The sequence below is a fragment of the Craterilacuibacter sp. RT1T genome (assembly GCF_023502145.1).
Classification (GTDB): domain Bacteria; phylum Pseudomonadota; class Gammaproteobacteria; order Burkholderiales; family Chromobacteriaceae; genus Craterilacuibacter.
This window is the reverse complement of sequence record NZ_JAMFLI010000016.1, coordinates 1-24,460: the sequence shown is the minus strand read 5'-3', so window position 1 is coordinate 24,460 and position 24,460 is coordinate 1. Positions and strand designations below refer to the sequence as shown.

The following is a 24,460-nucleotide window of genomic DNA, read 5'->3' as shown; positions in this document are numbered from 1 at the left end:
ACCTAGAATTTATTCTAGCGTCTTTTTTCAACCACGTCGGCTCAGCTGTTGTTTTGTAGCATGGCAGCCAGATAATGCCCGGTATGGCTGACCGGATTAGCCGCTACTTGCTCCGGCGTGCCCTGCGCAATAATGGTACCGCCTCCAGCCCCGCCCTCAGGCCCGAGATCGATAATCCAGTCTGCCGTCTTGATTACATCGAGGTTGTGCTCGATCACCACCACCGTGTTGCCGTTTTCACGCAGGCGCTGCAAAACCTTGAGCAAGAGGTCAATATCGTGAAAATGCAGACCGGTAGTGGGCTCGTCCAGAATATACAAGGTGCGGCCGGTGTCGCGTTTGGACAACTCCAGCCCCAGCTTCACCCTTTGCGCCTCGCCGCCGGACAAGGTAGTCGCCGATTGCCCTAAACGGATATAGCCCAAGCCCACATCCATCAGCGTCTGCAGCTTGCGCGCCACAGTCGGCACCGCGGCAAAGAAGCCCTGCGCCTGCTCGACCGTCATGCCCAGCACTTCGTGAATGTTTTTGCCCTTGTACAAGACCTCCAGCGTCTCGCGGTTATAGCGCTTGCCGTGGCAGACATCGCACGGCACATAGATGTCCGGCAGGAAATGCATCTCGACCTTGATCATGCCGTCACCCTGGCATGCCTCGCAGCGCCCGCCCTTGACGTTGAAACTGAAACGCCCGGGGCCATAGCCACGCTCGCGCGACACCGGCACACCGGAGAACAGCTCGCGTATCGGGGTAAACAGGCCGGTATAGGTTGCCGGATTGGAGCGCGGCGTACGCCCGATCGGGCTCTGGTCGACATTGATCACCTTATCCAGCAGCACCAGCCCCTTGATCTCGCGATAAGGCGACGGCTCTTCCGAGGCGCGGTTCAGGTCGCGCGCGGCGATCTTGTACAGCGTGTCGTTAATCAGGGTGCTCTTGCCCGAGCCGGAGACGCCGGTAATACAGACCAACAGCCCCAACGGCAGGTCCAGCGTGACATCCTTCAGGTTGTTGCCGCTGGCACCGACCAGTTGCAGCATGCGCTCCGGATCCGGCGGGCGATGGCCTTCTGCGGCATGAATACGGCGGCGGCCGGACAGGAAGGCACCGGTGACCGATTTTTCGCAAGCGGCCACCTCGGCCGGCGTGCCGGCGACCAGCACTTCGCCACCATGCTCCCCCGCCCCCGGCCCCATATCGACCAGATAGTCGGCAGCGCGAATGGCATCTTCGTCATGCTCGACAACAATCACGCTGTTCCCCAGATCACGCAAACGCATCAAGGTGCCCAGCAGGCGATCGTTATCACGCTGATGCAGGCCGATAGATGGCTCGTCCAGCACATACATCACACCGGTCAGGCCGGAACCGATCTGGCTGGCCAGCCGGATACGCTGCGCCTCGCCGCCGGACAGGGTATCGGCCGAACGCGCCAGACACAGATAGTCGAGGCCGACATTATTCAGAAAAGACACCCGCTCGCGGATCTCCTTGACGATTTTTTCCGCCACCGCCTGCTTCTGGCCGCTCACCTGCAGCCCATCAAAAAAGGCGGCCGCGTCTTTCAAGGCCAGAGCATTGATGTCGAATAAAGCCTTGCCGCCAACAAAAACATTACGCGCCTCGACGCGCAGACGCGAGCCATGGCAGGACGGGCAGCACTGGTTGTTCTGGTATTTGGCCAACTCTTCGCGCACCGCCGACGAATCAGTCTCGCGGTAGCGTCGCTCCAGATTGGGGATGATGCCCTCGAACGGGTGCTCGCGGCTAAACAGCGTGCCCTTCTCCGAACGGTAGGTAAACGCGATATTGTCGTGCCCGGAGCCATACAGCACCACATGCTGCACCTTGGCCGGCAAGTCTTCGAATGCCAGCTCGATGGCAAAGCCGTAATGCTCGGCCAGGCTCATCAGCATCTGGAAATAAAGCTGGTTGCGCTTGTCCCACCCCTTGATCGCACCGGCGGCCAGACTGATATCCGGATGGGCAACCACGCGCTTGGGATCGAAAAAGGTAATTTCGCCCAAGCCATCGCACTTGGGACAGGCTCCCATCGGGTTATTGAAAGAAAACAGCCGTGGCTCCAGTTCGGGCAGGCTGTAGGAGCACACCGGACAGGCAAACTTGGCCGAGAACCAATGCTCTTTGTCCGCATCCATTTCCACCGCAATCGCCCGCCCTTCGGCATGACGCAAGGCGGTCTCGAAGCTTTCGGCCAGACGTTGCTGCGCATCGGCACGTACTTTGAGCCGGTCGATCACCACCTCGACCGTGTGCTTCTTGTTTTTTTCCAGCTTGGGCACCGCATCCAGCTCGAACACCTCGCCATCGACCCGCACCCGTACAAAGCCCTGCGCACGCAATTCTTCAAACAGGTCGGCATTCTCGCCCTTGCGCCCGATAATCACCGGCGCCAGTATCATCACCCGCGTTTCTTCCGGCAAAGCCAGCACATGATCCACCATCTGGCTGACCGTTTGCGACGACAAGGGGACATGATGATCCGGGCAGTGCGGCTCACCTACGCGGGCATATAAAAGACGCAGGTAATCGTGAATCTCGGTCACCGTCCCTACGGTCGAGCGCGGATTATGGCTGGTCGCTTTTTGCTCGATGGAAATCGCCGGGCTTAAGCCCTCGATCAAATCAACATCAGGCTTTTCCATCAACTGCAGGAACTGGCGGGCGTAAGCAGACAGGGACTCGACATAGCGACGCTGCCCTTCGGCATACAAGGTATCGAAAGCCAGCGAACTCTTGCCCGAACCGGACAGCCCGGTAATCACGATCAGCTGGTGACGCGGCAGATCCAGATCAACGTTCTTCAGATTATGGGTGCGCGCCCCACGGATGCGGATGTAGTCCATGCCTTACTCACAATGAATCGGGTAACCTGTTAATATACCCGACTTATTGAGCCGGGCCCTAGCTAATGCCGCATCAGGCACCATAGCACGCCACTTTAATCCGGAACCTTACCGCTATCATGAATCCGCTGGAATTACGCGCAAGCCTGGGATTGGCCGGCGTCTACGCCCTGCGCATGCTGGGCATGTTTCTTGTCCTGCCCGTTTTTGCCCTGTACGCCCATCAGTTGCCAGGTGCCACCAGTCCAACCAGCATAGGCATTGCCTTGGGCAGCTACGGGCTGGTCCAGGCACTACTGCAACTGCCGCTCGGGATGCTGTCTGACCGTATCGGGCGCAAAAAAGTCATTTACGGCGGCCTGCTGCTGTTTGCCATCGGCAGCTTTGTTGCCGCTGCGGCCGATGATATTGTCTGGTTGACACTGGGGCGCATCATTCAGGGCGCCGGTGCCATTTCTGCCGCCATTACCGCACTATTGGCCGACCTCACGCGCGAAGAGCACCGTACCCGTGCCATGGCCATGATAGGCATGAGTATAGGGATGACCTTTGCCGTCAGTCTGGTGCTTGGCCCCTTGCTCGCCAGCTGGATAGGGGTCAATGGCATTTTCGCCCTGACCGGTATCCTCACCCTGATGGCGCTGGCCGGCGTCTGGCTGATCATTCCCGACCCTGTCGTCTCGCGCTTTCATTCGGATACCGAAGCCAAACCCGGCCGCCTGCTGCCGGTATTGCAAGACCTGCAGCTGGCACGGCTCAACTTCGGCATCTTTGCCTTGCACGCGGCGCAAATGGCCATGTTTGTCGTCATCCCGTTTTCGCTGACCCAAGCCGGCCAGCTCGACAAGGCACACCACTGGCAGGTCTATCTGCCGGTGGTGATACTGGGCTTCTTGCTGATGATCCCCGCCATTATTTACGGGGAAAAGAAACACCGGCTGAAACAGGTTTTCGTGGCCGCAGTCGGGGTGATGACCGTTGCACAACTGGGCATGGCCTCGGCACTCGACACTTTCTGGCAAATCGTACTGTGGTTAGTACTGTACTTTATTGCCTTCAACATTCTTGAAGCGACGCTTCCCTCCATCATTTCCAAGATCGCGCCAGCCGACGCCAAGGGCACCGCCATAGGCGTGTATAATACCGCTCAATCTTTCGGCCTTTTTGTGGGTGCGGCAGGTGGCGGTTGGCTTTATACGCATTGGGGTCCCTCTGGCGTATTCGGCCTCACCAGCATACTGATGGTCAGCTGGCTGGGCTTGGCCGCCAGCATGCGTCCTCCTCTGCCGGTCAAGTCCATCATGTTTCATATTGGTGACAACTGGCAGGGCGATGCGCATGCGCTGTCGCAAAAACTTGCCGCACAAGCCGGCGTACGCGAAGCTGTGGTATTGCTTGATGATCGCGTTGCTTACCTCAAAGTCGCACAACAAGGCTGGGACGAAGCAGCAGTACAGCAATTGATTCAGGAAACCGAATAGAGACAGGCCAAGCTAGCCTAAGGACAGGGTCTGATCCGGCAATATGCCGGCAGCCAAATGAATAGAACGGAGACAGATAATGAACAGCATTAGCTTTGACGGCCGCCTGGCAGCCGATGCCGAACTGAAATACACCGGAAGCGGCGAGCCGGTTCTAAGCTTTCGCGTAGCCAGCGACATCGGTTTTGGCGAGCGTAAAACAACCAACTGGTTCAGCTGCCAAGTATGGGGCAAGCGTGGTGAATCCCTGCAACGCTTTCTGGCCAAGGGTCAGCAAGTCACCGTCTACGGTCAGCTGACACTGCGCGAGTGGACAGACAAAGATGGCAACAAACGCCTGTCCCCTGACGTGCGCGTGAATGAGCTTAGCCTGCAAGGCGGCAAACGCGACGAAGGTGCCATGATGGACGACGGCTACAGTGCTCCGCGTCAAAGCGCACCAGCGGCGCCACCCGCAGCGCCCGCACAACGCCGCCCGGAGCCTGCACGTCCACAGCCACCGATGAACGATCTGGAAGACGACATTCCGTTTTAATTTACACCTGAGAGTAGTTTGTAAAGTATTACCCTGAGACCCCCGCCCTGCGGGGGTTTCTGCTTTTTGGGTGATGTAAAAAAATGCGGGTCGATCGCTTAAAGTCTCTTACCAGGCAAAAATGTAAAGAATGGAGGCGGTATGGCGCTGTCGGTCAAACGGATCAAAAGGTAGCAATACGGAGCGACACGCGCTCCTAGTCGACGAAAGAGGGTTACCGTTCTTGCGCAGCCCGTCGGGCGGTCGGGTCACTTAGCGGCTGGGCAGGTGCCCTCGCCCTTTCCCGCCTTAAAGCGCACTTTGCTTAACCCAGCCCGTGTCCAACGCCGTATACCGCGACCTGCACCCGGCTGGAGAGCCCCAGTTTTTTTAATATATTCTGCACATGAATCTTGACCGTACTCTCGGCCACATCCAGATGGCGGGCAATTTCCTTATTGCTTTCTCCACGCACCAGGCATTGCACGATTTCACGCTCACGCGGCGTCAGCTTGTCATGTTCGGCAGCGACAGTCGGCAACGGCGTGGTACGTGGTTGAGTGCGAAACTGCGCCACCAGTTTGGCGGTCATATCGGCGGCAATGACCGACTTGCCCGCCGCCGCATCACGAATCGCCGCACTTAAGGTGTCGGCCTCGATATTTTTCAGCAAGTAACCGCGCGCGCCATCGCGCAAGGCCTGCGCCAGCTCATCGGCCTCTTCCGACACGGTCAGAATCAGAATCGCGACCTCGGGCAGGTCCTGCACCAAAAGCTGCAAGGTATCCAGCCCGGACAAGCCCGGCATGTTCAAGTCCAGCAAGATCACATCCGGATGCAAGGCCTTGGCGCGCTTGATGCCCTCGACTCCGTCTGCCGCCTCGCCCACGACTTCAAAGTCGTTTTGCCTTTGCAATAGCAAGCGTATACCCGAGCGGAACAGGGTGTGGTCATCAATCAGTAATATGCGGATAGTCATCTTTGAAATCTTTATTATTTTCACGCGGCTTGACGCACCGACTGTGGTAGCTGCAGCAATAAGCTGCTGCCCTCCCCCCGTACCGATTCCAGCGTCAGGTTGGCATTAAGCCTATGAGCCCGCTCCTGTATAATGTGCAGGCCGATATGGCCTTCGGCGCGGGATGCGACCTCGACCGGATCGTAACCTTCGCCATTATCCCTGACCTGCAACACAAAGTCAGATCCATTTAGCATCGTAATTTCGACTTTGCTTGCACCCGCATGCTTGCGCACATTGGATAAAGCCTCCTGCAAAATAAACAGCACCTGCAACTGTTGCTCGGGTGGCAATGGCGCGCCGCCTTGCTCATGCACATTCAGCACCACCTCGGCGCTACACTGGCGGCGAAAACGTGCAACGGTGTCCTCAATGCCGCTCAGCAGCTCGCCGGGGCCCAACTTGCTGCGGAAATTCAGCAATAGTTCGCGTACATCCTGATAGCTTTCTTCCACGCCGGTCTTTAATAGCGGCACAATTTCACGCACCTCCGCCATATCATCGGCCCGGGCAGCCAAGTCCAGCATCTGCACTTGCAAATTCAGAAAATTCAGGCCTTGGGCAATACTGTCGTGCAAGCCTTGAGCGACCAGCGAGCGCTCCTCCACCACGGCCAGCTGTCGCGCCTTGGCACTCAGACGCCGGTTGAGCAGGGCGGCCCCCAGCCTTTGGCCCAAGGTGCGCAGCAATTGGCTATCCGCCGAACCAATGTCGCGCGGAGCATGGAAATGCAAGGCAAACGTACCTAAAACCTGATCGGCCGCGATAATTTGAAACGCGGCCAGTGCAGCAAAGCCTTCCTTGCTGCAGCGATAGCCATCGGCACGCGGGCGCTGACGAAAATCCCTGATCAGTACCACGCCGCTCTGGCTAGCTTCTCCGCATAAACAGTCGTGCACCCTGGTACAGTTTTCCTGCGCCACCAGCGCATCGGAGAGACCTTCAGACACCATCAGGTGCAGCTTGTCGCTAAGGCCATCCAGCACGCGCAGACTACCGCCTTCGGCACTTAACAGCGCCATGACCCGCTGCAAAAAGCCGCGGCACAAGGTCTCGATATCGCCTTCCTGATTGAGAAAAGCCTCGGTTTCATACAGGGCAGACAACTCGCGGTTTTGCGCAGCCAACTGTGCTGTTTTATCCCGCACCCTGGCTTCAAGATCGCGATACAAGCCTTCCAGCTCATCCGCCATCTGGTTAAAACCACCCGCCAACATACCAAACTCGTCCCGGCTTTCAATCGGCAAGCGTACGCCAAACTCGTGGCGGGCCATTTTTTGCAGGCCCTGCTGCAAACGTAGCACCGGCAAGATGATCCACAAATACAGCAGGTAAATCATCGCCAGTGTACCGGTACATGCCACTAGCGCCAGTACGCCTTGCGACAGGCGCAGCCAGTCGTTTTTACGCTCATTGTTCTGCTCGACCAGCAGTACCAGTTGATTGGCATGGCGGATAAACTCGGGCAAGGCCTGCAAATATGGTTGGCTACTGCCAGTTTGCAGCGAAATAGCCGCCGCAGGCTTAAGCACGGTTTGCCAATAGCGCAGGACCTGAGTCATCTGCTGCTGCACAAGACCCTCTGATGGTAAAAACAAAGGGCGTGCAGGATTACCCGATACCAGTTGCGCCAGCGTTAGATCCTGCCGCTCAAGCTCTGCATCTACCCTTGCTCGATGGGTGGCAAGGTTTGGCGCCGGCTTTTGCAATTCCACCGCCACGCGGGTTGCCCGCATGCGCAGGCTACCCGCGTCATTGATCGCTGCCGCCGCGCCTTCAAGCTGCCATGACAGCCATAAAGTGCCGGAAATCATCGCCATGATCAGCACTAAAGCGGCGATAGAACTGACAACAATGCGGGTAGAAAGGCGTTGAGACAACGCAGGGGACGAGGCGATCAAGTTTGGGTCAGAGGTTGTCATGGCTCGCGAAAGCGGGAAAAATCCATATCATATTTTCAAAGTGTATGCAGCAAGACAGGCGCAGCCGGCAAACTGTCAACGGACATCAAGCGGGCAAACCAGCGGCAAAAAAGCATCCGAGCGCGGCGAATAAGCCAGCAAAGCCCCCGCATCCAGATCAAAATACCAGCCGTGCAAGCTCAAATGCTCACTTTCCATGGCGCGCTTGACCCAGGGGAAGCTCTGCAGGTTTTTCAGCGACACCAAAATGGCGGCCAACTCGCAGGCACGGCGCTTATCGGCATCACTGGCATCAGGCATCGCCGCCTCAACCCGCACCCGGGCCGGCTCGGCAATGCCAACCCAGTTACCGATAAAGTCGTCCTCGGCATCCGGCGCAAAACGCTGCTCCAACAAGGCCTTGATACCACCGCACTGGCCATGTCCCAGTACAATGATACGCGACACTTTAAGCTGGTCTACAGCAAACTGGATTGCGGCAGACACGCCGTGATGGCTACGGCCCGAAGTACAAGGCGGCACCAAATTGGCCACATTACGGATGGTAAAAATATCGCCCGGATCACAGCCTAAAAGCTGAGCCGGATCGACACGCGAGTCGCAACACCCCACCAGCAAGGTACTGGGATGCTGGCCCTGTTTCAGGCTCTGATACAAGCCGGGCGTGTTGTCGAAATAGTGTTGCTGGAAACGGGAAAAACCATCGATAAATCGTTCGATATCGTGCATAACCCTGCCTTAACCGCCTGTTTGCGACATAAAGCGCACGATTTTGTCCGGCGCCTCGTTAAAATGATGGCGTTCGGGCTTGGCGGCGATCGCCGCATGAATAGCCGCCAACAGCTCATTGTCGCTCGCGCCCTCACGCAGCAGGCTGCCTAGCGCCACGCTATCGTTCTGTCCCAGACACAGGTAAAGCGTCCCGTCCACGCCCAGACGCACCCGATTGCAGGCCGCGCAAAAATGGCGCGACATCGGCGTAATCACGCCGAAACTCATGCCGCCATCGGCGCTGGCCCAGTAACGGGCCGGCCCGGACCCCTGCCCCAACACCTGTGGAATCAGCTGGTATTGTTGTGCAATGCGCTCGCCCAAGGCCGTTACATCGATGTAAGCCGCTTGGCGTCCGGTGTCGCCTATGGGCATGGTCTCGATCAGCCTGAGCACAAAGCTGTGTTTCAAAGCAAAAACCAGCAGCTGTTCAATCTCGGCCTCGTTCACCCCGGCCTGCACCACGGCATTGAGTTTAACCGGCGCAAAGCCGGCCGCCCGTGCCGCCAGCAGCCCCTCCAGCACTTGGGGCAGACAGTCGCGCCCGGTAATCTGGGCAAAACGTGCCGCATCCAGCGTATCCAGGCTGACATTGAGCCTTGTCACACCGGCCTCTTTCAGCGCATGCGCATGGCGGGCAAGCTGGGTGGCATTGGTCGACAAAGACAGGTCTCGCAGCCCCGGCAAAGCGGTGATGCGCATCGCCAGGTCCGTCAGATTGCGCCGCAACAAGGGCTCGCCGCCGGTCAAGCGCACTTTGGAGACGCCAAGACCGACAAACAGGCCGATCAGGCGCGCCATCTCCTCGTGCGAGAGCCAGTGCGCCGGTTCCTCGAACCCTTTAAAGCCTTTGGGCAGGCAGTAAGTACAGCGCAGATCGCAGCGATCAGTCACCGAAACGCGTAAATAATCAATGCGGCGGCCAAAACGATCGGCCAGCACGGCTTGAGATGATGACATAGCTATTCCTTAAAAACCGATCTTGCAGCCGTTCAAACAAGGACGGCCAGCAATGCCCGCGCCGTCACGCTATTGCAGTAGCGGCGAATCGGCACCGTGCAACTCGATGCCGCTGATCTTGGCCTGTCCAACCAGATATTTAAGATATTGGCGCGTAGCCATGTCGCGCGTACTCGCCGATAGGACTTCGGCAATCTGCTCTTGCACCATGTCAAACGGCAACAGGCGCCCTGGTTCTTTGTGCATGACGCGTACAATATGCAGGCCAAAGCGTGTGGACAGCAGATGCGGAGAAATGGTGCCTTCCGCCAGCGCAAAGACCACACGCTCAAATTCAGGCACGGTCTCGCCGCGGGCAAGCTGCCCCAAGCTACCGCCAAGCGCACCGGATGTGCAGTTTGAATAGACCCGCGCCTTGTCGGCAAAACAATCAGGGTCGGCCCGGACTTCGGCCAGAACCCCCTCGGCCAGCGTAGTGAGTGCATCCAGCGCCACCTGCGGCGTGACCTGAAACAGAATGTGATCGACTTCAACCAGCTCACCGACAGTAAAACGTGCCGGATGTTGTTCATAATGACGACGGCAGGCCGCACTATCCGGCTGCGGCACCTTGACTTGAGTTTCCAGCAAGGTGTCGATCGCCGCATCGGCGCTGCTTGCGTTAACACCGGCCGATGCGGCTGCGTCCAATAGCACGCGTTGCAACACCCACGCCACGGTTGCGGCTTGCAATGGGTTGGCACTGTCCTGATAGTCTGGCAGCATGGCCTCGATTTCGGCGTCAGTCAGCTCGTGTGCATTCACGGTAATGGGCATCAACATTCCCTTCGAAAACCAGATAGGGCAGGCCCGCTGCTACAGGCCTGCCGTCTTGCTATTAACGGGTTCGCACCAACTGCCAGGCGCGGGTGATATAAGTCAGCGCACCAAAGCCGCTCCACACATGCACCAGACGCGTGAACGGGAAGATCACAAACAGCGTCATCCCCATAAACAAGTGAGCCTTGAATAACAGCGGCACCTCGGCCATCAGCTCGGCAGTCCCACTGCGGAGGGTGACGATGTGCTGCGCCCAGGTCATCAACACCAGCATCAGATGACCATCGGTGTGCTCGACCGAGATAAAAATGGTCGAAAGCCCCAGCAACAGGGTCAACAGAATCCACAGTGACACCAGTTTATCCGCAGCTTTGGTCACGGCACGGATACGCGGGTTACCCAGACGGCGAACCAGCAGAATCACCATACCGATCAGTGCACTGATGCCGAAGATGCCGCCCATCACCACCGCAACCATCTGCTTGAAGCCATGGCTGACCCCCAAGGCGTCCCATACCGCCACCGGCGTTAGCAGACCGACGAAGTGACCAAAAAACAGGCCAAGGATACCGATATGGAACAGGATATTGCCTATACGCAACTGGCCGGCGTACAGCATTTGCGATGAGTCGGTTTTCCAGCTGTACTGTTCACGCTCAAAGCGCGCCAGCGAGCCAAAGAAGAAAATCGCCAGTGCGATATACGGGTAGATCCCGAACAAGAAGTGGTCAAGGGCGCTCATTGTACGGCTCCTCTGGCATGACCGGCCTCGCGGCGCGGATAAAATCGGATGGTGTTTTGCGTATCGGGTTTCAATAAAGGCTCAACGCCGTCCGCGCCCGGACCGAAAGTTTCCATCGCCTCATCCATATCCCGTACCGGCGGCTCGGTCATCGCGCGCGGCACCACATCGGTGAGCGTAGTCAACACCTGGAATACGCCAGCGTACGGGCTTTCGTTCTGGGCCAGGCGCGCCCCGGTCGCGGCCAGCACATGGATAGCGTCCCCTAACAACACCGATGCCTCATCGGCCGGCAGCAGGCTGAGAAACTCGAGAAACAGCGGCACATGGTCGGGCAACTCGGCTACGTCAGGCTCAAAACCATGTTGCTGGTACTCGTGCAACAAATCGACCATGGCCTGGCCACGGTCACGGCTTTCGCCATGGATATGCTCGAATAAGTGCAGGGAGTGCCTGGGGTTGCGATCAAAGGTCGCAACGTAATTTTCCTGCAGCGCAATCAGTGGCTGGCTGGCAAACCAGGCGCTTAGTGGCTGCAAGCTAGCCATCGCCTGCGGGTAGGCGGCCAGCGCGGTATTGATTTCATCTTGTGCGCCGAGCAATTCTTCATCCGGATAGCTCAATAGCGCAGAGAGTATGCGATAGATCATATTTTCTCCTTAACGATGCGGCGGAGCCTCCCCCGCCGGCACCTGGCCTTACTGTTGGCTGGCTTTGCGCGACTTGGGCATATCGACGTAAATCACGCTGCCTTGCGGCTTCTTGCCGAACAGCGAACCCTCCGAAGTGCCACCCGAGCAGCCGTTACCAAAGGTAAAACCGCAACTGCCTTTTTCATTGAAGCTGTCTTCGACCATTTCCTTGTGCGAAGAAGGAATCACGAAGCGGTCTTCATAGTTGGCAATGGCCATGGTCTGGTACATGTCTTCTATGGTTGCGGCATCCAGCCCCACCTGAGCCAACACGGCACTATCTTTTTGACCATGCACCACTTCGGCACGCTTGTAGGCACGCATGGCCAGCATGCGCTCCAGTGCGCTCACCACCGGTTTTTCATCACCCGCCGTCAACAAATTGGCCAGATATTTCACCGGAATTCTCAGGCTCTTTACATCCGGAATCATGCCGGTCATTCCCATATGGCCGGCTTCGGCGGCGCCCTGGATAGGCGATAACGGCGGGATGTACCACACCATGGGCAAGGTGCGGAACTCGGGGTGCAGTGGGAAGGCCACCTTCCATTCGCACGCCATTTTGTACACCGGCGAAGCGGCTGCGGACTCAAGCCAGGTATCCGGAATACCCTGACGCCTGGCCTCGGCAATCACTTGCGGGTCGTGCGGGTCGAGAAAGACCTTGAGCTGTTCTTCATACAGGTCTTGCTCACTGGCGACACTGGCAGCAGACTCGATGCGCTCAGCGTCATACAGCATCACCCCCAGATAACGGATACGGCCCACACAGGTCTCGGAGCATACGGTAGGCTGTCCGGCCTCGATGCGCGGATAGCAGAAGGTACACTTCTCGGCCTTGCCGCTTTGCCAGTTGAAGTAGATCTTCTTGTACGGACAACCGGACACGCACATGCGCCAGCCGCGGCATTTATCCTGATCGACCAGCACGATACCGTCGTCGTCACGCTTGTAGATCGAGCCGGACGGGCAGGACGCAACGCAGGCCGGATTCAGGCAGTGCTCGCACAGGCGCGGCAGATACATCATAAAGGTGCTCTCGAAGGTGCTGTACATCTCCTTTTGCACCCCCTCGAACAACGCATCCTTGCTGCGCGCGGCAAACTCGCCACCCAGGTCATCTTCCCAGTTCGGGCCCCATTCGATCTTGTCCATTTTCTTGCCGGTAATCACCGACACCGGGCGCGCCGTCGGCGGGGTCTGCATCAGCGGTGCATTTTGCAAATGCTCGTAATCGAAGGTGAACGGCTCGTAATAATCATCGATGGACGGCAGATTAGGGTTGGCAAACAAGTTGGCCAGAATCCTGAGCTTACCGCCTTGTTTAGGCTCGAGTTTGCCGGCGGCATTGCGTTGCCAGCCCCCTTTCCATTTTTTCTGGTTTTCCCACTCCTTGGGGTAGCCGATACCGGGTTTGGTCTCGACGTTGTTGAACCAGGCATACTCGACGCCGTCACGGCTGGTCCATACGTTTTTGCAGGTAACCGAACAGGTGTGGCAACCGATACACTTGTCCAGATTCAGCACCATGGCGACTTGGGCGCGTATTTTCATTGTGCGGCTCCTTCTTCTTCGCAGCGCGGCTTGTCCAGCCAGTCGACCTTGTTCATCTTGCGCAACACGATAAATTCATCACGGTTGGCACCTACGGTGCCGTAGTAATTGAAGCCGTAAGCCTGCTGCGCGTAACCGCCGATCATGTGGGTTGGCTTGAGCACGGTACGGGTCACCGAGTTATGGATACCGCCACGCTTACCCGAGGTCTCGGCACCGGGTACATTGATGATTTTTTCCTGAGCGTGGTACATCAGGCACATCCCCTTGGGAATGCGCTGGCTGACCACTACGCGCGCGGTCAGGGTGCCGTTGACGTTGAAAACCTCGACCCAGTCGTTATCCACCAGCCCCGCAGCCTTGGCCTCTCCTTCGGAAATCCAGACATGCGGGCCACCACGCGACAGGGTCAACATGCGAAGGTTGTCCGAGTAGGTGCTGTGGATGCCCCACTTCTGGTGCGGCGTCAAAAAGTTGAGCACGATCTCGGGATTGCCATTGGGTTTGCGTCCCAGCATGGGCTTGATCGTCTTGAGGTCCACCGCCGGCTTGTACACGCACAGCCCCTCGCCGAAGTCGAGCATCCAGCGATGATCCTGATAGAACTGCTGGCGGCCGGTCAGCGTGCGCCATGGAATCAGCTCGTGCACATTGGTATAACCGGCGTTATAGCTGACCTCCTCGCTCTCCAGACCCGACCAGGTTGGTGCCGAGATAATCTTTCTCGGCTGCGCCTGTACATCGCGAAAACGGATTTTGTCGTGTTCGCGCCCGATGGCCAGATGGGTGTGGTCGCGGCCGGTAATTTTCGACAAGGCTTCCCATGCCTTGACCGCTACATGACCATTGGTCTCCGGTGCAAAGGTCAGAATCATCTCCGCTGCATCGATTGCGCTTTCCAACTGCGGCCGGCCCTGGCTGACCCCCGGCTCGGTGACGGTTTTGCTTAGCGCACCCAGTTCATGTACTTCATGCTCGGTATTCCAGCTGATACCCTTGCCGCCGTTGCCCAGCTTGTCGAGCAGGGGGCCCACCGAAGTGAACTTCTTGTACACATCGGCGTAATTGCGCTCAACCACGGTCATGTTCGGCGCGGTCTTGCCCGGAATCAGCTCGCACTCGCCATGTTTCCAGTCTTTGGGCTCCAGCGGCTGCCCCAGCTCTCCCGGGGTATCGTGCATCAGCGGCGTCAGTACGATGTCTTTGCGCGTGCCCAGATACGGCCCGCCGATGTCGCTGAACTTCTTCGCAATCAGCTTGTAGATTTCCCAGTCGGTCTTGCTTTCCCACAAAGGCTGTACCGCTTCGGATAGCGGGTGGATAAACGGGTGCATATCCGAAGTATTCAGATCGTCCTTCTCGTACCAGGTCGCGGTCGGCAGCACGATATCGGCATACAGGCAGGTCGTACTCATGCGGAAATCCAGCACGGTCAAGAGGTCGAGTTTGCCCACGGCCGCATCACGCACCTTCACTTCCGAGGGCTTGATGCAATCGGTCTCATCGCTGAACAGCGCATGTTGCGTACCCAGCAGATACTTGAGGAAGTATTCGTGACCTTTGCCACTGGAGCCCAGAATATTGGAGCGCCAGACAAACATATTGCGCGGGAAGTTGGCCGGATTGTCCGGGTCATCGCAACTCATGGCGAGCTTGCCCGATTTGAGGTTTTCCACGACATAGGCCACCGGATCCTTGCCGGCGGCCTCAGCGGCTGCGCTCACCTCCAGCGGGTTGGTGCCCAGCTGCGGCAGACTTGGCAGCCAGCCCATGCGCTCGCTCTTGGCATTCAAATCGATCAGGCTCATATGGCCGTAGCGCGCGCGGTCGGCGGTCGGTGCCAGAATCTCGTCGACGCCCAGTTTCTCGTGCCGCCACTGACTGGTGTGGGCATAAAAGAAAGAGGTGCCGTTCATCTGGCGCGGCGGACGATGCCAGTCGGCGGCGAAAGCCAATGGCGCCCAGCCAAACTGCGGCCTGAGCTTTTCCTGACCCACATAATGCGCCCAGCCGCCACCACTTTGCCCCACACAGCCGCACATCATCAGCAGATTGATAATGCCGCGATAGGTCATATCCATGTGGTACCAGTGATTCAGCGCCGCGCCGACGATCACCATGCTCTTGCCATGGGTGTCGTGCGCATTTTGCGCGAATTCACGCGCCACCTGGATCACCTGCGCACGCGGTACGCCGGTGTGCTTCTCTTGCCAGGCCGGGGTATAAGGCACATCGTCATCAAAGCCGGCGGCAACATGATCCCCGCCCAGCCCCTGATCGACACCGTAATTGGCCAGCGTCAGATCGTACACGGTCGCAACCAGGACGCTGGAGCCATCCGCCAGCGTAATACGTCGAGCCGGCACATTGCGCACCAGCAATTCGTCGTGTTCGGCCCCGAAATAAGGGAAGCCGACACCGACGACTTCATCATGGCGACCATTAAGCGACAGCACCGGTTCTACTTCGCGACCGGAACCGCTGTCCTTCATTTCCAGATTCCAGCGACCGACCTTCTCACCTTCACCCACCTTGCCCTCGCCCCAGCGCAGGCCTATGGTGCCGTTCGGGATCACCAGCGTATTGCTATTGCCGTCAAGCAACAGCGTCTTCCACTCGGGGTTGTTGGCTTCGCCATGCGCATCGGCCAGATGGGATGCACGCAAAAAGTGGTCGGGGACCAGGCAGCCGGCACGCTCTTTGAGCAACACCAGCATGGGCATATCGGTGTACTGGCGGGTGTAGGACGTAAAGTAGTCGGACTTGCCGGTCAGGTGGAACTCTTTAAGCACCACATGGCCCATCGCCATGGCCAGCGCGGCATCGGTCCCCTGCTTGGGCGCAAGCCAGATATCGCCAAACTTGGCCATCTCGCCAAAATCGCTGGATACGGCAACCGTCTTGGTTCCCTTGTAGCGCACCTCGGTATAAAAGTGCGCATCCGGCGTGCGGGTCATCGGGACGTTGGATCCCCACACCATCAAATAGGTCGAGTTGTACCAGTCTGCCGATTCGGGCACATCGGTCTGCTCGCCCCAAATCTGGGGCGAGGCGGGCGGCAAGTCGCAATACCAGTCATAAAAAGACAGGCAGCCGCCGCCAATCAGGCTCAGATAACGCGCACCGGCGGCATACGACACCATGGACATGGCGGGAATCGGCGAGAAACCGACCACACGATCCGGGCCGAATTTTTTTACTGTCAGAGCATTGGCGGCGGCAATCATCTCGCTGGCGGTATCCCAGTCAGCACGCACAAAACCGCCCAGCCCGCGCACTTCCTTGTAACGCTTGGCCTTTTCCGGGTTCTGGCTGATGGCATCCCAGGCTGCAATCGGGTCCATGGTCTTGCGGGCTTCACGCCACATTTCCATCAGGCGGCCACGTATCATCGGGTACTTCACGCGCTGTGCCGAGTAGACATACCAGCTGTAAGATGCGCCACGCGGACAGCCGCGCGGCTCATGGTTAGGCAGATCGGGGCGGGTACGCGGATAATCGGTCTGCTGGGTTTCCCAGGTGATCAGGCCGTTCTTGACATAGACCTTCCACGAGCAAGAGCCGGTGCAGTTCACTCCGTGGGTAGAGCGGACGATTTTGTCATGCTGCCAGCGACTGCGGTAGCCGTTCTCCCAAGTACGGTCCTCATCCACCACCGCGCCATGGCCGTCGGCGAAGGTCGACTTCACCCGCGACATAAACTTCAGCCTGTCCAGAAAGTGACTCATTATTGCTCTCCATAATGGCCAAAGATGCCGGCCGTTGAGATGATTGCGACCGTTACAGAATATTCCATGGAAATACAGCTAACTATTCGCCAGCCGGAGGGGGGATACGACCGCAAAGGCACTAGATGTCCTAGTTCGAAGTGACTAGGCCTTATCCTGTTTCCCATATGCAAAACCCGGCAAAGCAGCGCTTGCCGGGTTTAATGTGCGACCCTTGCCGGATTAGCAAGGCATAGGCGCATGCTTGCGTGCGTAGTAGAGCCAGGTGATCGCCATACAGCTCAGATAAAACACAATAAAACAAATCAGGGCCGCATCCACCCCGCCGGTGAGTTCGATCGAAGTCCCGAAGCTCTTGGGAATAAAAAAGCCGCCATACGCCCCCATTGCGCCGGAAAAGCCCAGCACGGCAGCTGCTTCCTTGGCCGCATCCAGCATGGCCTGTTTTTGCGCCTTCTCGCCCTTGCCCGCCTCACGCTGGCGCTCGGTCATAAAAATCACCGGGATCATGCGAAAGGTTGAGCCGTTGCCGATGCCGGTCAGGGCAAACAGCACGATAAACATGGCAAGAAAACCGAAGAAGTTGCCGCCCGCACCGTTATGCGGCAGGAACTGCAATACGCCGATGACGGCCAAAATCATGGCGCCGAACGTAAACAGTGTGACGCGCGCCCCCCCCAGTTTGTCGGAAATCCAGCCCCCTAGCGGCCGCGTCAGCGCACCGACCAAAGGGCCCAAAAAGGCATAGGCCGTCGGGTTGATGCCGGGAAACTGCGACTTAGTCAGCATGGCAAGACCGGCGGAAAAACCGATAAACGAACCGAAAGTGCCCACATAGAGCCAGCACATCAGCCAGTTATGCTTGCGTTTGAAAATCACCGCCTGATCCGCGAACGAAGCCTTGGCATCGGCAATATCATTCATGCCAAACCAAGCCGCCAAAGTGGCCACCACAATAAAGGGCACCCAGATAAAACCGGCATTTTGTAGCCAGATACTCTTGGTAACGCCATCCTTGACGAAGGTTTGCGACTCGCCCCCCAAGGCGCCGAATATGCCGACCGAAATCACCAGCGGCACCACAAACTGCACGACCGAAACCCCCAAGTTACCGATGCCGGCATTCAGGCCGGTAGCCATCCCTTTTTCCGCCTTGGGAAAAAAGAAGCTGATATTCGACATGCTGGAGCTGAAATTACCGCCACCGAGGCCACACAACAAAGCCAATACCAGCAAGGTCGGATAACTGGTGCTCGGGTCGCGCAGCGCAAATCCCATGCCCAGCGCCGGAATGAGCAGCGAAGCCGTGGAAATCGCCGTCCAGCGCCGGCCACCAAAAATAGGTACCAGGAAAGAGTAAAAAATACGTAGCGTGGCGCCGGAGAGTGCCGGCAAGGCGGTCAGCCAGAACATCTGGTTTTTGGATAGCTGAAAACCGGCCTTATCCAGGTTGACCACCACCACACTCCACAACATCCACACCGAAAACGCCAGCATCAGCGCAGGGATGGAAATCCACAGATTGCGTTTGGCGACCGATGCACCGGTTTTTTGCCAGAATGCCGGATTTTCCGGCTCCCAGCGCTGGATTACGGGGCTAGACATATACATGCTCCCTTGCTGTTTTGGGTTTAGTTATGTTGATGATGAAGTTTTTGTTCGGCCAGAATATCCTCGCCATAAGCCACGCTTTCGGCACGGAAGCTGAAGTGCATCCAAACCAGACTGACGCAGACGGTACCGTACAGCAGCATGAAACAGGAGGTGCGCACGCCGGTCAGATCCAGCAGCACGCCAAATAGGATAGGCAACACAAAACCGCCCAAGCCACCGGCAAGGCCGACAATGCCGGACACGGCACCAATGTTCTGGCTGAAATCATCCGAAATAAACTTGAATACCGAAGCTTTGCCCACCGCCATCGCAATACCGACGGTGAACATCAGTGCAGTAAACAGCACGGGGCTTAAGCCCATATGGAAAGACTGGGGGCCATTAACCGTCTGTATGGTCAGACTGGTCTGCGGATAACTCAGGATAAAAAAACAGACCCAGCACACCCACATCACCGCCCAAGTTGTCTTGTATGCGCCGTACTTATCGGATGCCCAGCCTCCCACTGCCCGCAGCATGCCCCCAGGCAAGGAAAAACAGGCCGCCAGCAAAGCGGCATGGCTGATATCGAAACCGTACTCGCCGATGTAGTATTTGGTCATCCACAGCGCAATGGCCACATAGCCGCCAAACACCACCGAGTAGTACTGGCAATAGCGCCAGACCCGCGGGTCTTTCAGCATCTTCATCTGGTCGGAAAAACTGATGCTGGCCGAGACTTTATGCTCGGGGCGGCTGCTGGAAAAAATCCAGAACAACACAGCCGTTGCCAGCATCGCCACCGAATACACTTTGGGTACGATGGTCCAGCTGCCGCCAGCAGACACAATCAATGCCGGAGCAACAAATTTGGTCAGCGCCGCCCCCGAGTTGCCGGCACCGAATACGCCCATGGCCAGACCCTGGCGATTTTTGGGGAAGAAACGCGCCACATAAGGCGTACCTACCGAGAATGAGCCGCCGGCCAGACCGACGAATAAGGCCAGTAGCAAAAAGTGCCAGTAATGCGTGGCATAACTCATCAGCCAGATCGGAATTACGGTCGAGAGCATCAACAGGAAAAACACGATGCGTCCGCCATAGCGGTCGGTCCAGATGCCCAGCGGCACGCGTACCAGCGAACCGGTCAGCACGGGCATCGCGGCCAAAAGACCGAACTCGGTTTCGTTAAGCCCAAGCTGCTTCTTGATTGGAATACCCAGTACCGCAAACATCATCCACACGGCAAAGCAGATGGTGAAGGCAAATGTGCTGGATGCCAGTACGGAATTCGCCTCGCGTCTGGCGGCAGAACTGTCAGTCATGGGACACCTCGTTTCGCAGTTCATTAATCTTAATGAAGCTAAGCTTAGGGTCATGACAAACAGTTTCACATTCGCCGCATGGCTAAGGCGGGCACTTACTTATAACTAGTTCGCGAGCCACAGCGGCAAATGATCTAGCCATTTCGGCCTAGTTCCACTATCACCATGCCCTCGCCTTTGCGCCTGCCCTCACCGGGCAGAATCCATATCCTCATCTTGCCTCCTGTTATCGGGCGGATGCCGGAACAGATCACGTGGGGACATTGGCGCGATAGTACTGAGGCCTGCCTTGCAGATGCGCTGTCTTATGCTACTGCGACAAGAACGCAGCACGGATGCGTATTAAATGGGACCCGACCCGGTCATGCCCCGGCCAGGAACTGGCCGAGATGGGGCGTAGTGGAAGTCTCGCCGTACAGAAGCGCGCAACGCCCGCTGTATTGGTTAAGCCAATTAGCCGGTCTGACCATCAGCTCGTGGTTGCAGATACATCGGTAAATAGCGAGCAGACCAGAGTGCAAACGTCAACACGATGCCTGCAACAGTAGTGAGTAATAGCGGTGTACGCAGCTCGGGCAGCCATTCACCCAGCAAGCGCAGTATTGTTATAACTTGCAGCAGCCAGAATAGTGTCCATGTCATCCGTCCTGCGATTAATGCCCGCCCGGAGTGCCCAAGCGTAACGCGGGTCACGAAGGCAAGCAGCATCGACAACATGAAACCCAGCGCTAAGGCATGCAGTGCGGCATAGTCGCTTCCCGCCAGCGGTGTGGAAAATGGAGCGATTGCCAGAGCAAGCAACATCATGCCAAGCCCAGCCCACAAGAAGGCGATGTGAAGCATGGCAAGTAACGGTACTTGCAACGATTGATGCCACTTCCAGCGCCAGCTCGTGTAAAGCAGTAATACGGCAAGCCCCATATCAAGCGGGAAAGTGTCGACCCGTAATAATGCCAAGAACCCGTGCAGCCATACGCCACCGACCAGCGCATACAGCAACCAGCGGGGTCGCCATGCTAGGTAGGAGGGCAGGACATGGGCGGAGAAGAATGGCAGCATGCGGTGGCAGACGGTCAGAAACACCGGCAATAGCATGCCCCACAACAACAAGGTTTCTGCTCTGGCGATGAATTGCCACTGCGCGTATGCCGCCGCAAAGGCGTAGAGCCAAAATCCGATGGCGCCGAATGTAAAGGCAGCCAAAATCACGATTGCATGCTGGCGCTCTGGTATGGTGCTCGCTCGGATGCGCCCTGCCCAGATCAGGCAGGCTCCTGACCAAGCGAGTGCCTGCAATGTACTGGCCAATGGCCATAGCACGGGCAGGCGGACGGTCAGCACCAAACCGGCGCTACCTAGCGCATACATCCCGATCGCTGCTAGCCATGCACCGGTTGCCGGCGATGCGACACCCAGCCACTTCGGCCCTGCCGTATAAATGAAGCCCAGCATGAATAACGGAAAAAAACCAGCCAGCATCAATTGGCCATGCAGAAAGCTTGCCGGTAGCGATGACAGGCTAATGCCGCGGGTGCGCCCCGCCAATTCCAGTAACCACCAAAACATGGCTAACAGCAGCACGCTGCCGCCAAGGAAGAATCCTGCACGGTGTGGTGCCATGGCTAGCCAACGGAACGATGCAACCACCCCATCGGTCTTTACAGAAACAACGGGGGTGGCAGCTAAAACGGATGCTCGGCGTGGGCGCATGCTTTAATTCCCGCTACATGCGCAACCGTGCGGGCCGCAACCGGTGCCGGGATCCGCGGCCGCTTCAAATGGCGGGAACAGCACATTATTTTCCAGATGAATGTGGTTGACGAGATCATCGCCAAGTTGCCTGAGCCCTGCATAGAGTGCATTCCAGCTTGTGCAGGCATCTGGCGGCGAGGTCATGTCATGCGTCAGCGCAGCAAGTCGCTCCAGATTTGCACCATGCTCGACATGCTCGCTACGCATCATCTCGATCGGGTGAACAACAAAAGGGTTGCCTCCCGCTTTGAGCATGGGAAACAGCACTTGCTCTTCCTTTTGCATGTGCAGCAGCAGTTCGTCTTCAATTTCTTGCAGAAGTCGCGCCAAACCAGCGGGGACTTCCGGGTGCTCACCGTGTACGGCTTCTACGCGCTTGGCCAGTGCAATCAGTTCGGGTAGTTGGGCGCGATGTACTTCGTGGTAGCGCACAAGAATGTGATCGACCAACTCGGTCGCACTGCAAAATTGCGAAACCGTCTCACCGCGTTGCAACGATGCCAGCTCGGCAAGTATGGGTTCAACTACCAGCCCCTTATTGCTGGCAGCTTGCTGCAGGCTGATCTGGCCCCCACAACAATAGTCCAGCTTGAGCCGGCGGAAAATAGCCGTTGAACCGGGCAGTGCGACGGCGATCTGGCCGATAGCCTGAGTTGCGTCAATAAGTGGGGCGGTTTGTGTGCGTGTCATGGTGGGGTCTCCACAAAATCAAACAACGAAATACCAAACAAGTGCGCCGCCCGACGGGCATGGTAGCGGCGCGCTAGAGCAGCAAGAGCAATCATGCGACGGTCCGACGGTGCATCTTGTCGTTAGCACCTGCTTGCCAAGCTGTTTATGCCGGTTTGCGTTGAGGCCGGCGCAGCCAAGATGGGATCAGGACTGAATGCAAAAATCGATGACAATTTTGTCCGCTTCGCGCTGGACGTAGGTCGTCTTAACCCGTTGGCCGAAAAATTGTTCGATCTGTACGAGCAGGGGCAGCGGATCATGATCGTTGCAGAAGCGCATCGTCTCGCCTGCTTGCAAAGCGTTCAGCGCGCCGAAAATAGCCGCATGGCGGAAACGTCTGGCGATTCCGCGCGCATCGAAAATATAGACTCCGTTCTGGATAACGGGGATAGAGCAGTCGTGAGCCATCATGTTTCTCCTTTAAAGGCTAGTTGCGGCAGAGCCCTTGCCCATTACGGTCATGCCATCGCTTTATCAACCCGCTGAAGGCAAGCCGGACAGGACTTTTCAGTCACAAAAAGGCGGCAGAGCAATGCACTACACGGGCGTCGTGCAGCTGAACGGGAACACCCTATATGCAATATAAAGATGTATTTCTCGTGCACATTATGCGGCAGAACGTTAAACATGTAAAATGTTTACATGTTTAACGTTCTGCCGCAGGAGCTAACAATGAGACGTAGTCCAGAACTTGTTCATTTATCCCGTGAGCACCATGCAGCGCTGGTGCAGGCTAAACGCATTAAGGGAAGTAACAGCAGCACGGACGTGCTGGAAGTGTGGCCAAGCGTGGCATTTTTGACCGAACTGGAAGCACACTTTGATGCCGAAGAGACGATGTTTGCCCAATATCTCGTGCACTTGCCACGACTTGCTGGCCAATTTTCGGATGACCACAAAACGTTGCGCGCATTGATGCGACAGTTACATGCAGGCAAGTTGGCTGCCCTACTGGCATTCGGGGAGCGGTTGGAAGCTCATGTCCGTTTTGAGGAACGGGAGCTCTTCCCCGCTTTAGAAGGACTGATACATCCAGCCTGATACGGCATGAAAGAGACTGGCGGTTCAAGTTTTCGAAGACAGGAAAGACAGGCCCAGTCGAGTTGTCAGCGCTTCACGATTGGCACTCAGATCCGCCAAAGTGTAGCGATCCAGTGCGCCATACATCGCTTCGCGCGCCTCGAAGAGGGCATGTTTCAGCATGCACATCCCATCGATTTTGCAGCTCCCCCCGCCCGCTTCGAAGCATTCGACAATCGGGGCATCTTCCTCACATAAACGTACGAGCGCACCAATGCGGATGTCTGAAGCAGGACGCGCCAAACGCATGCCGCCTCCCCGTCCACGTAGCGTCTCAATCAGGCCTATTTTTCCCAGAAAATGCACCACCTTCATCAGGTGGTTGTCAGATATGCCGTAAGACGCCGCGATTTGAGCCCGCGTCGCGAGTCCTTCTGGCTGTACGGCAAGGTAGATCAGGGTGCGAAGGCAGTAATCGGTAAAGGCATTCAAGCGCACGAAGAGACTCACGGCAATCAACAGGAATTTAATATTGTACTTTAAATATATTTTTAAAGTATGCCCCTGCGTAGAGAGTTAGCCGGTTTGGTATGTCTTTACCAATCACGACCGTTCCCGCCTCAAGCGACTGCGCTTCGGCCGCAGCAGAGAAGCGCTCAACGCCGAGCAGCGCCAACTGTTTGAAGAGGACGTTCGGCAAGACATCGCGGAGGTCGAGGTGCTGCCGCCATCCATAGCCTGCTGGCCACCGCGCGCCTCAACGGACTGGCCCCGGCAGCCTGGCTGAAAGACACCCTCGAGAAATTGCCGGCCTGGCCGAACAGCCGCCTCGACGAACGCCTCCCCCTCAAGCATTAACGGCCCCAAAGCTTGTTTGGCAAGGAGGGGCGGCTGGACGCTTACAAACAACTTATAGCGAAGCGAAATGCAAAAACCCCCGACCTTGCATAAGGTCGGGGGTTTTCTAATG

Annotated in this window: 19 protein-coding genes and 2 pseudogenes; 5 read left to right on the top strand and 16 right to left on the bottom strand. The window is 57.2% G+C overall.

Annotated features, from left to right (window positions below):
- Positions 1-41: 41 nt before the first annotated feature.
- The gene (uvrA, locus tag M3P88_RS15280; RefSeq protein WP_249616854.1) at positions 42-2,867 is read right to left on the bottom strand and encodes an excinuclease ABC subunit UvrA; all 2,826 of its coding nucleotides are present in this window, start codon (positions 2,865-2,867) and stop codon (positions 42-44) included.
- Positions 2,868-2,986: 119 nt separating this feature from the next.
- Here uvrA and M3P88_RS15275 point away from each other — a divergent pair, with 119 nt between their 5' ends.
- Positions 2,987-4,348 (top strand): MFS transporter, encoded by a 1,362-nt coding sequence (locus M3P88_RS15275; RefSeq protein WP_249616853.1) that lies wholly within the window; start codon positions 2,987-2,989, stop codon positions 4,346-4,348.
- 79 nt (positions 4,349-4,427) lie between these two features.
- Positions 4,428-4,883, top strand: coding sequence for a single-stranded DNA-binding protein (locus M3P88_RS15270; RefSeq protein ID WP_249616852.1), 456 nt, complete (start codon positions 4,428-4,430; stop codon positions 4,881-4,883).
- 304 nt (positions 4,884-5,187) lie between these two features.
- Here M3P88_RS15270 and M3P88_RS15265 read toward each other — a convergent pair whose 3' ends face one another.
- From M3P88_RS15265 to M3P88_RS15200, 14 genes are all read right to left on the bottom strand, one after another.
- Positions 5,188-5,841, bottom strand: a complete 654-nt coding sequence (locus M3P88_RS15265) for a response regulator (protein ID WP_249616851.1) — start codon at positions 5,839-5,841, stop codon at positions 5,188-5,190.
- Between the two features lie 20 nt (positions 5,842-5,861).
- Complete coding sequence (locus M3P88_RS15260; protein WP_249616850.1) at positions 5,862-7,700, bottom strand: type IV pili methyl-accepting chemotaxis transducer N-terminal domain-containing protein; 1,839 nt, start codon at positions 7,698-7,700, stop codon at positions 5,862-5,864.
- A 177-nt stretch (positions 7,701-7,877) separates the two neighbouring features.
- A complete protein-coding gene (locus tag M3P88_RS15255) occupies positions 7,878-8,531 on the bottom strand; it encodes a carbonic anhydrase (protein WP_249616849.1) in 654 nt (217 codons plus the stop codon).
- 9 nt (positions 8,532-8,540) lie between these two features.
- The gene (gene moaA, locus M3P88_RS15250) at positions 8,541-9,533 is read right to left on the bottom strand and encodes a GTP 3',8-cyclase MoaA (protein ID WP_249616848.1); all 993 of its coding nucleotides are present in this window, start codon (positions 9,531-9,533) and stop codon (positions 8,541-8,543) included.
- Positions 9,534-9,602: 69 nt separating this feature from the next.
- On the bottom strand, positions 9,603-10,349 hold the full coding sequence (locus M3P88_RS15245; protein WP_249616847.1) for a peptidylprolyl isomerase: 747 nt from the start codon (positions 10,347-10,349) through the stop codon (positions 9,603-9,605).
- Positions 10,350-10,410: 61 nt separating this feature from the next.
- On the bottom strand, positions 10,411-11,094 hold the full coding sequence (gene narI / locus M3P88_RS15240) for a respiratory nitrate reductase subunit gamma (RefSeq protein WP_249616846.1): 684 nt from the start codon (positions 11,092-11,094) through the stop codon (positions 10,411-10,413).
- Positions 11,091-11,744, bottom strand: a complete 654-nt coding sequence (narJ, locus tag M3P88_RS15235) for a nitrate reductase molybdenum cofactor assembly chaperone (protein WP_249616845.1) — start codon at positions 11,742-11,744, stop codon at positions 11,091-11,093. The genes narI and narJ overlap by 4 nt, the downstream gene beginning before the upstream one ends.
- Positions 11,745-11,792: 48 nt before the next feature.
- Complete coding sequence (gene narH, locus M3P88_RS15230) at positions 11,793-13,340, bottom strand: nitrate reductase subunit beta (RefSeq protein ID WP_249616844.1); 1,548 nt, start codon at positions 13,338-13,340, stop codon at positions 11,793-11,795.
- On the bottom strand, positions 13,337-17,068 hold the full coding sequence (locus M3P88_RS15225) for a nitrate reductase subunit alpha (RefSeq protein WP_249616843.1): 3,732 nt from the start codon (positions 17,066-17,068) through the stop codon (positions 13,337-13,339). Before M3P88_RS15225 ends, narH begins: the two co-directional genes overlap by 4 nt.
- 222 nt (positions 17,069-17,290) lie before the next feature.
- Entirely contained in the window at positions 17,291-18,673 is a 1,383-nt protein-coding gene (locus M3P88_RS15220) for a NarK family nitrate/nitrite MFS transporter (protein ID WP_249616842.1), read from the bottom strand.
- A gap of 26 nt (positions 18,674-18,699) precedes the next feature.
- Positions 18,700-19,986 carry an MFS transporter gene (locus tag M3P88_RS15215; protein WP_249616841.1) on the bottom strand — a complete coding sequence of 429 codons (1,287 nt, stop codon included), beginning with the start codon at positions 19,984-19,986 and terminating at the stop codon, positions 18,700-18,702.
- Between the two features lie 453 nt (positions 19,987-20,439).
- Positions 20,440-21,696, bottom strand: coding sequence for an NnrS family protein (locus tag M3P88_RS15210; RefSeq protein ID WP_249616840.1), 1,257 nt, complete (start codon positions 21,694-21,696; stop codon positions 20,440-20,442).
- 3 nt (positions 21,697-21,699) lie between these two features.
- Positions 21,700-22,428 carry an iron-sulfur cluster repair protein YtfE gene (gene ytfE / locus M3P88_RS15205; protein WP_249616839.1) on the bottom strand — a complete coding sequence of 243 codons (729 nt, stop codon included), beginning with the start codon at positions 22,426-22,428 and terminating at the stop codon, positions 21,700-21,702.
- Positions 22,429-22,614: 186 nt separating this feature from the next.
- On the bottom strand, positions 22,615-22,881 hold the full coding sequence (locus tag M3P88_RS15200; protein ID WP_249616838.1) for a DUF2249 domain-containing protein: 267 nt from the start codon (positions 22,879-22,881) through the stop codon (positions 22,615-22,617).
- 231 nt (positions 22,882-23,112) lie between these two features.
- Here M3P88_RS15200 and M3P88_RS15195 point away from each other — a divergent pair, with 231 nt between their 5' ends.
- The gene (locus tag M3P88_RS15195) at positions 23,113-23,511 is read left to right on the top strand and encodes a hemerythrin domain-containing protein (RefSeq protein ID WP_249616837.1); all 399 of its coding nucleotides are present in this window, start codon (positions 23,113-23,115) and stop codon (positions 23,509-23,511) included.
- A gap of 24 nt (positions 23,512-23,535) precedes the next feature.
- Here M3P88_RS15195 and M3P88_RS15190 read toward each other — a convergent pair whose 3' ends face one another.
- Positions 23,536-23,988, bottom strand: a complete 453-nt coding sequence (locus M3P88_RS15190) for an RrF2 family transcriptional regulator (RefSeq protein ID WP_249616836.1) — start codon at positions 23,986-23,988, stop codon at positions 23,536-23,538.
- 130 nt (positions 23,989-24,118) lie between these two features.
- On the opposite strand from M3P88_RS15190, the pseudogene M3P88_RS16105 reads away from it, so the two are divergent.
- Positions 24,119-24,163: pseudogene (locus tag M3P88_RS16105) on the top strand (hypothetical protein); the annotation flags it as partial.
- Between the two features lie 38 nt (positions 24,164-24,201).
- Positions 24,202-24,348 (top strand): annotated as a pseudogene (locus M3P88_RS15185) (transposase domain-containing protein); the annotation flags it as partial.
- Positions 24,349-24,460: the final 112 nt, after the last annotated feature.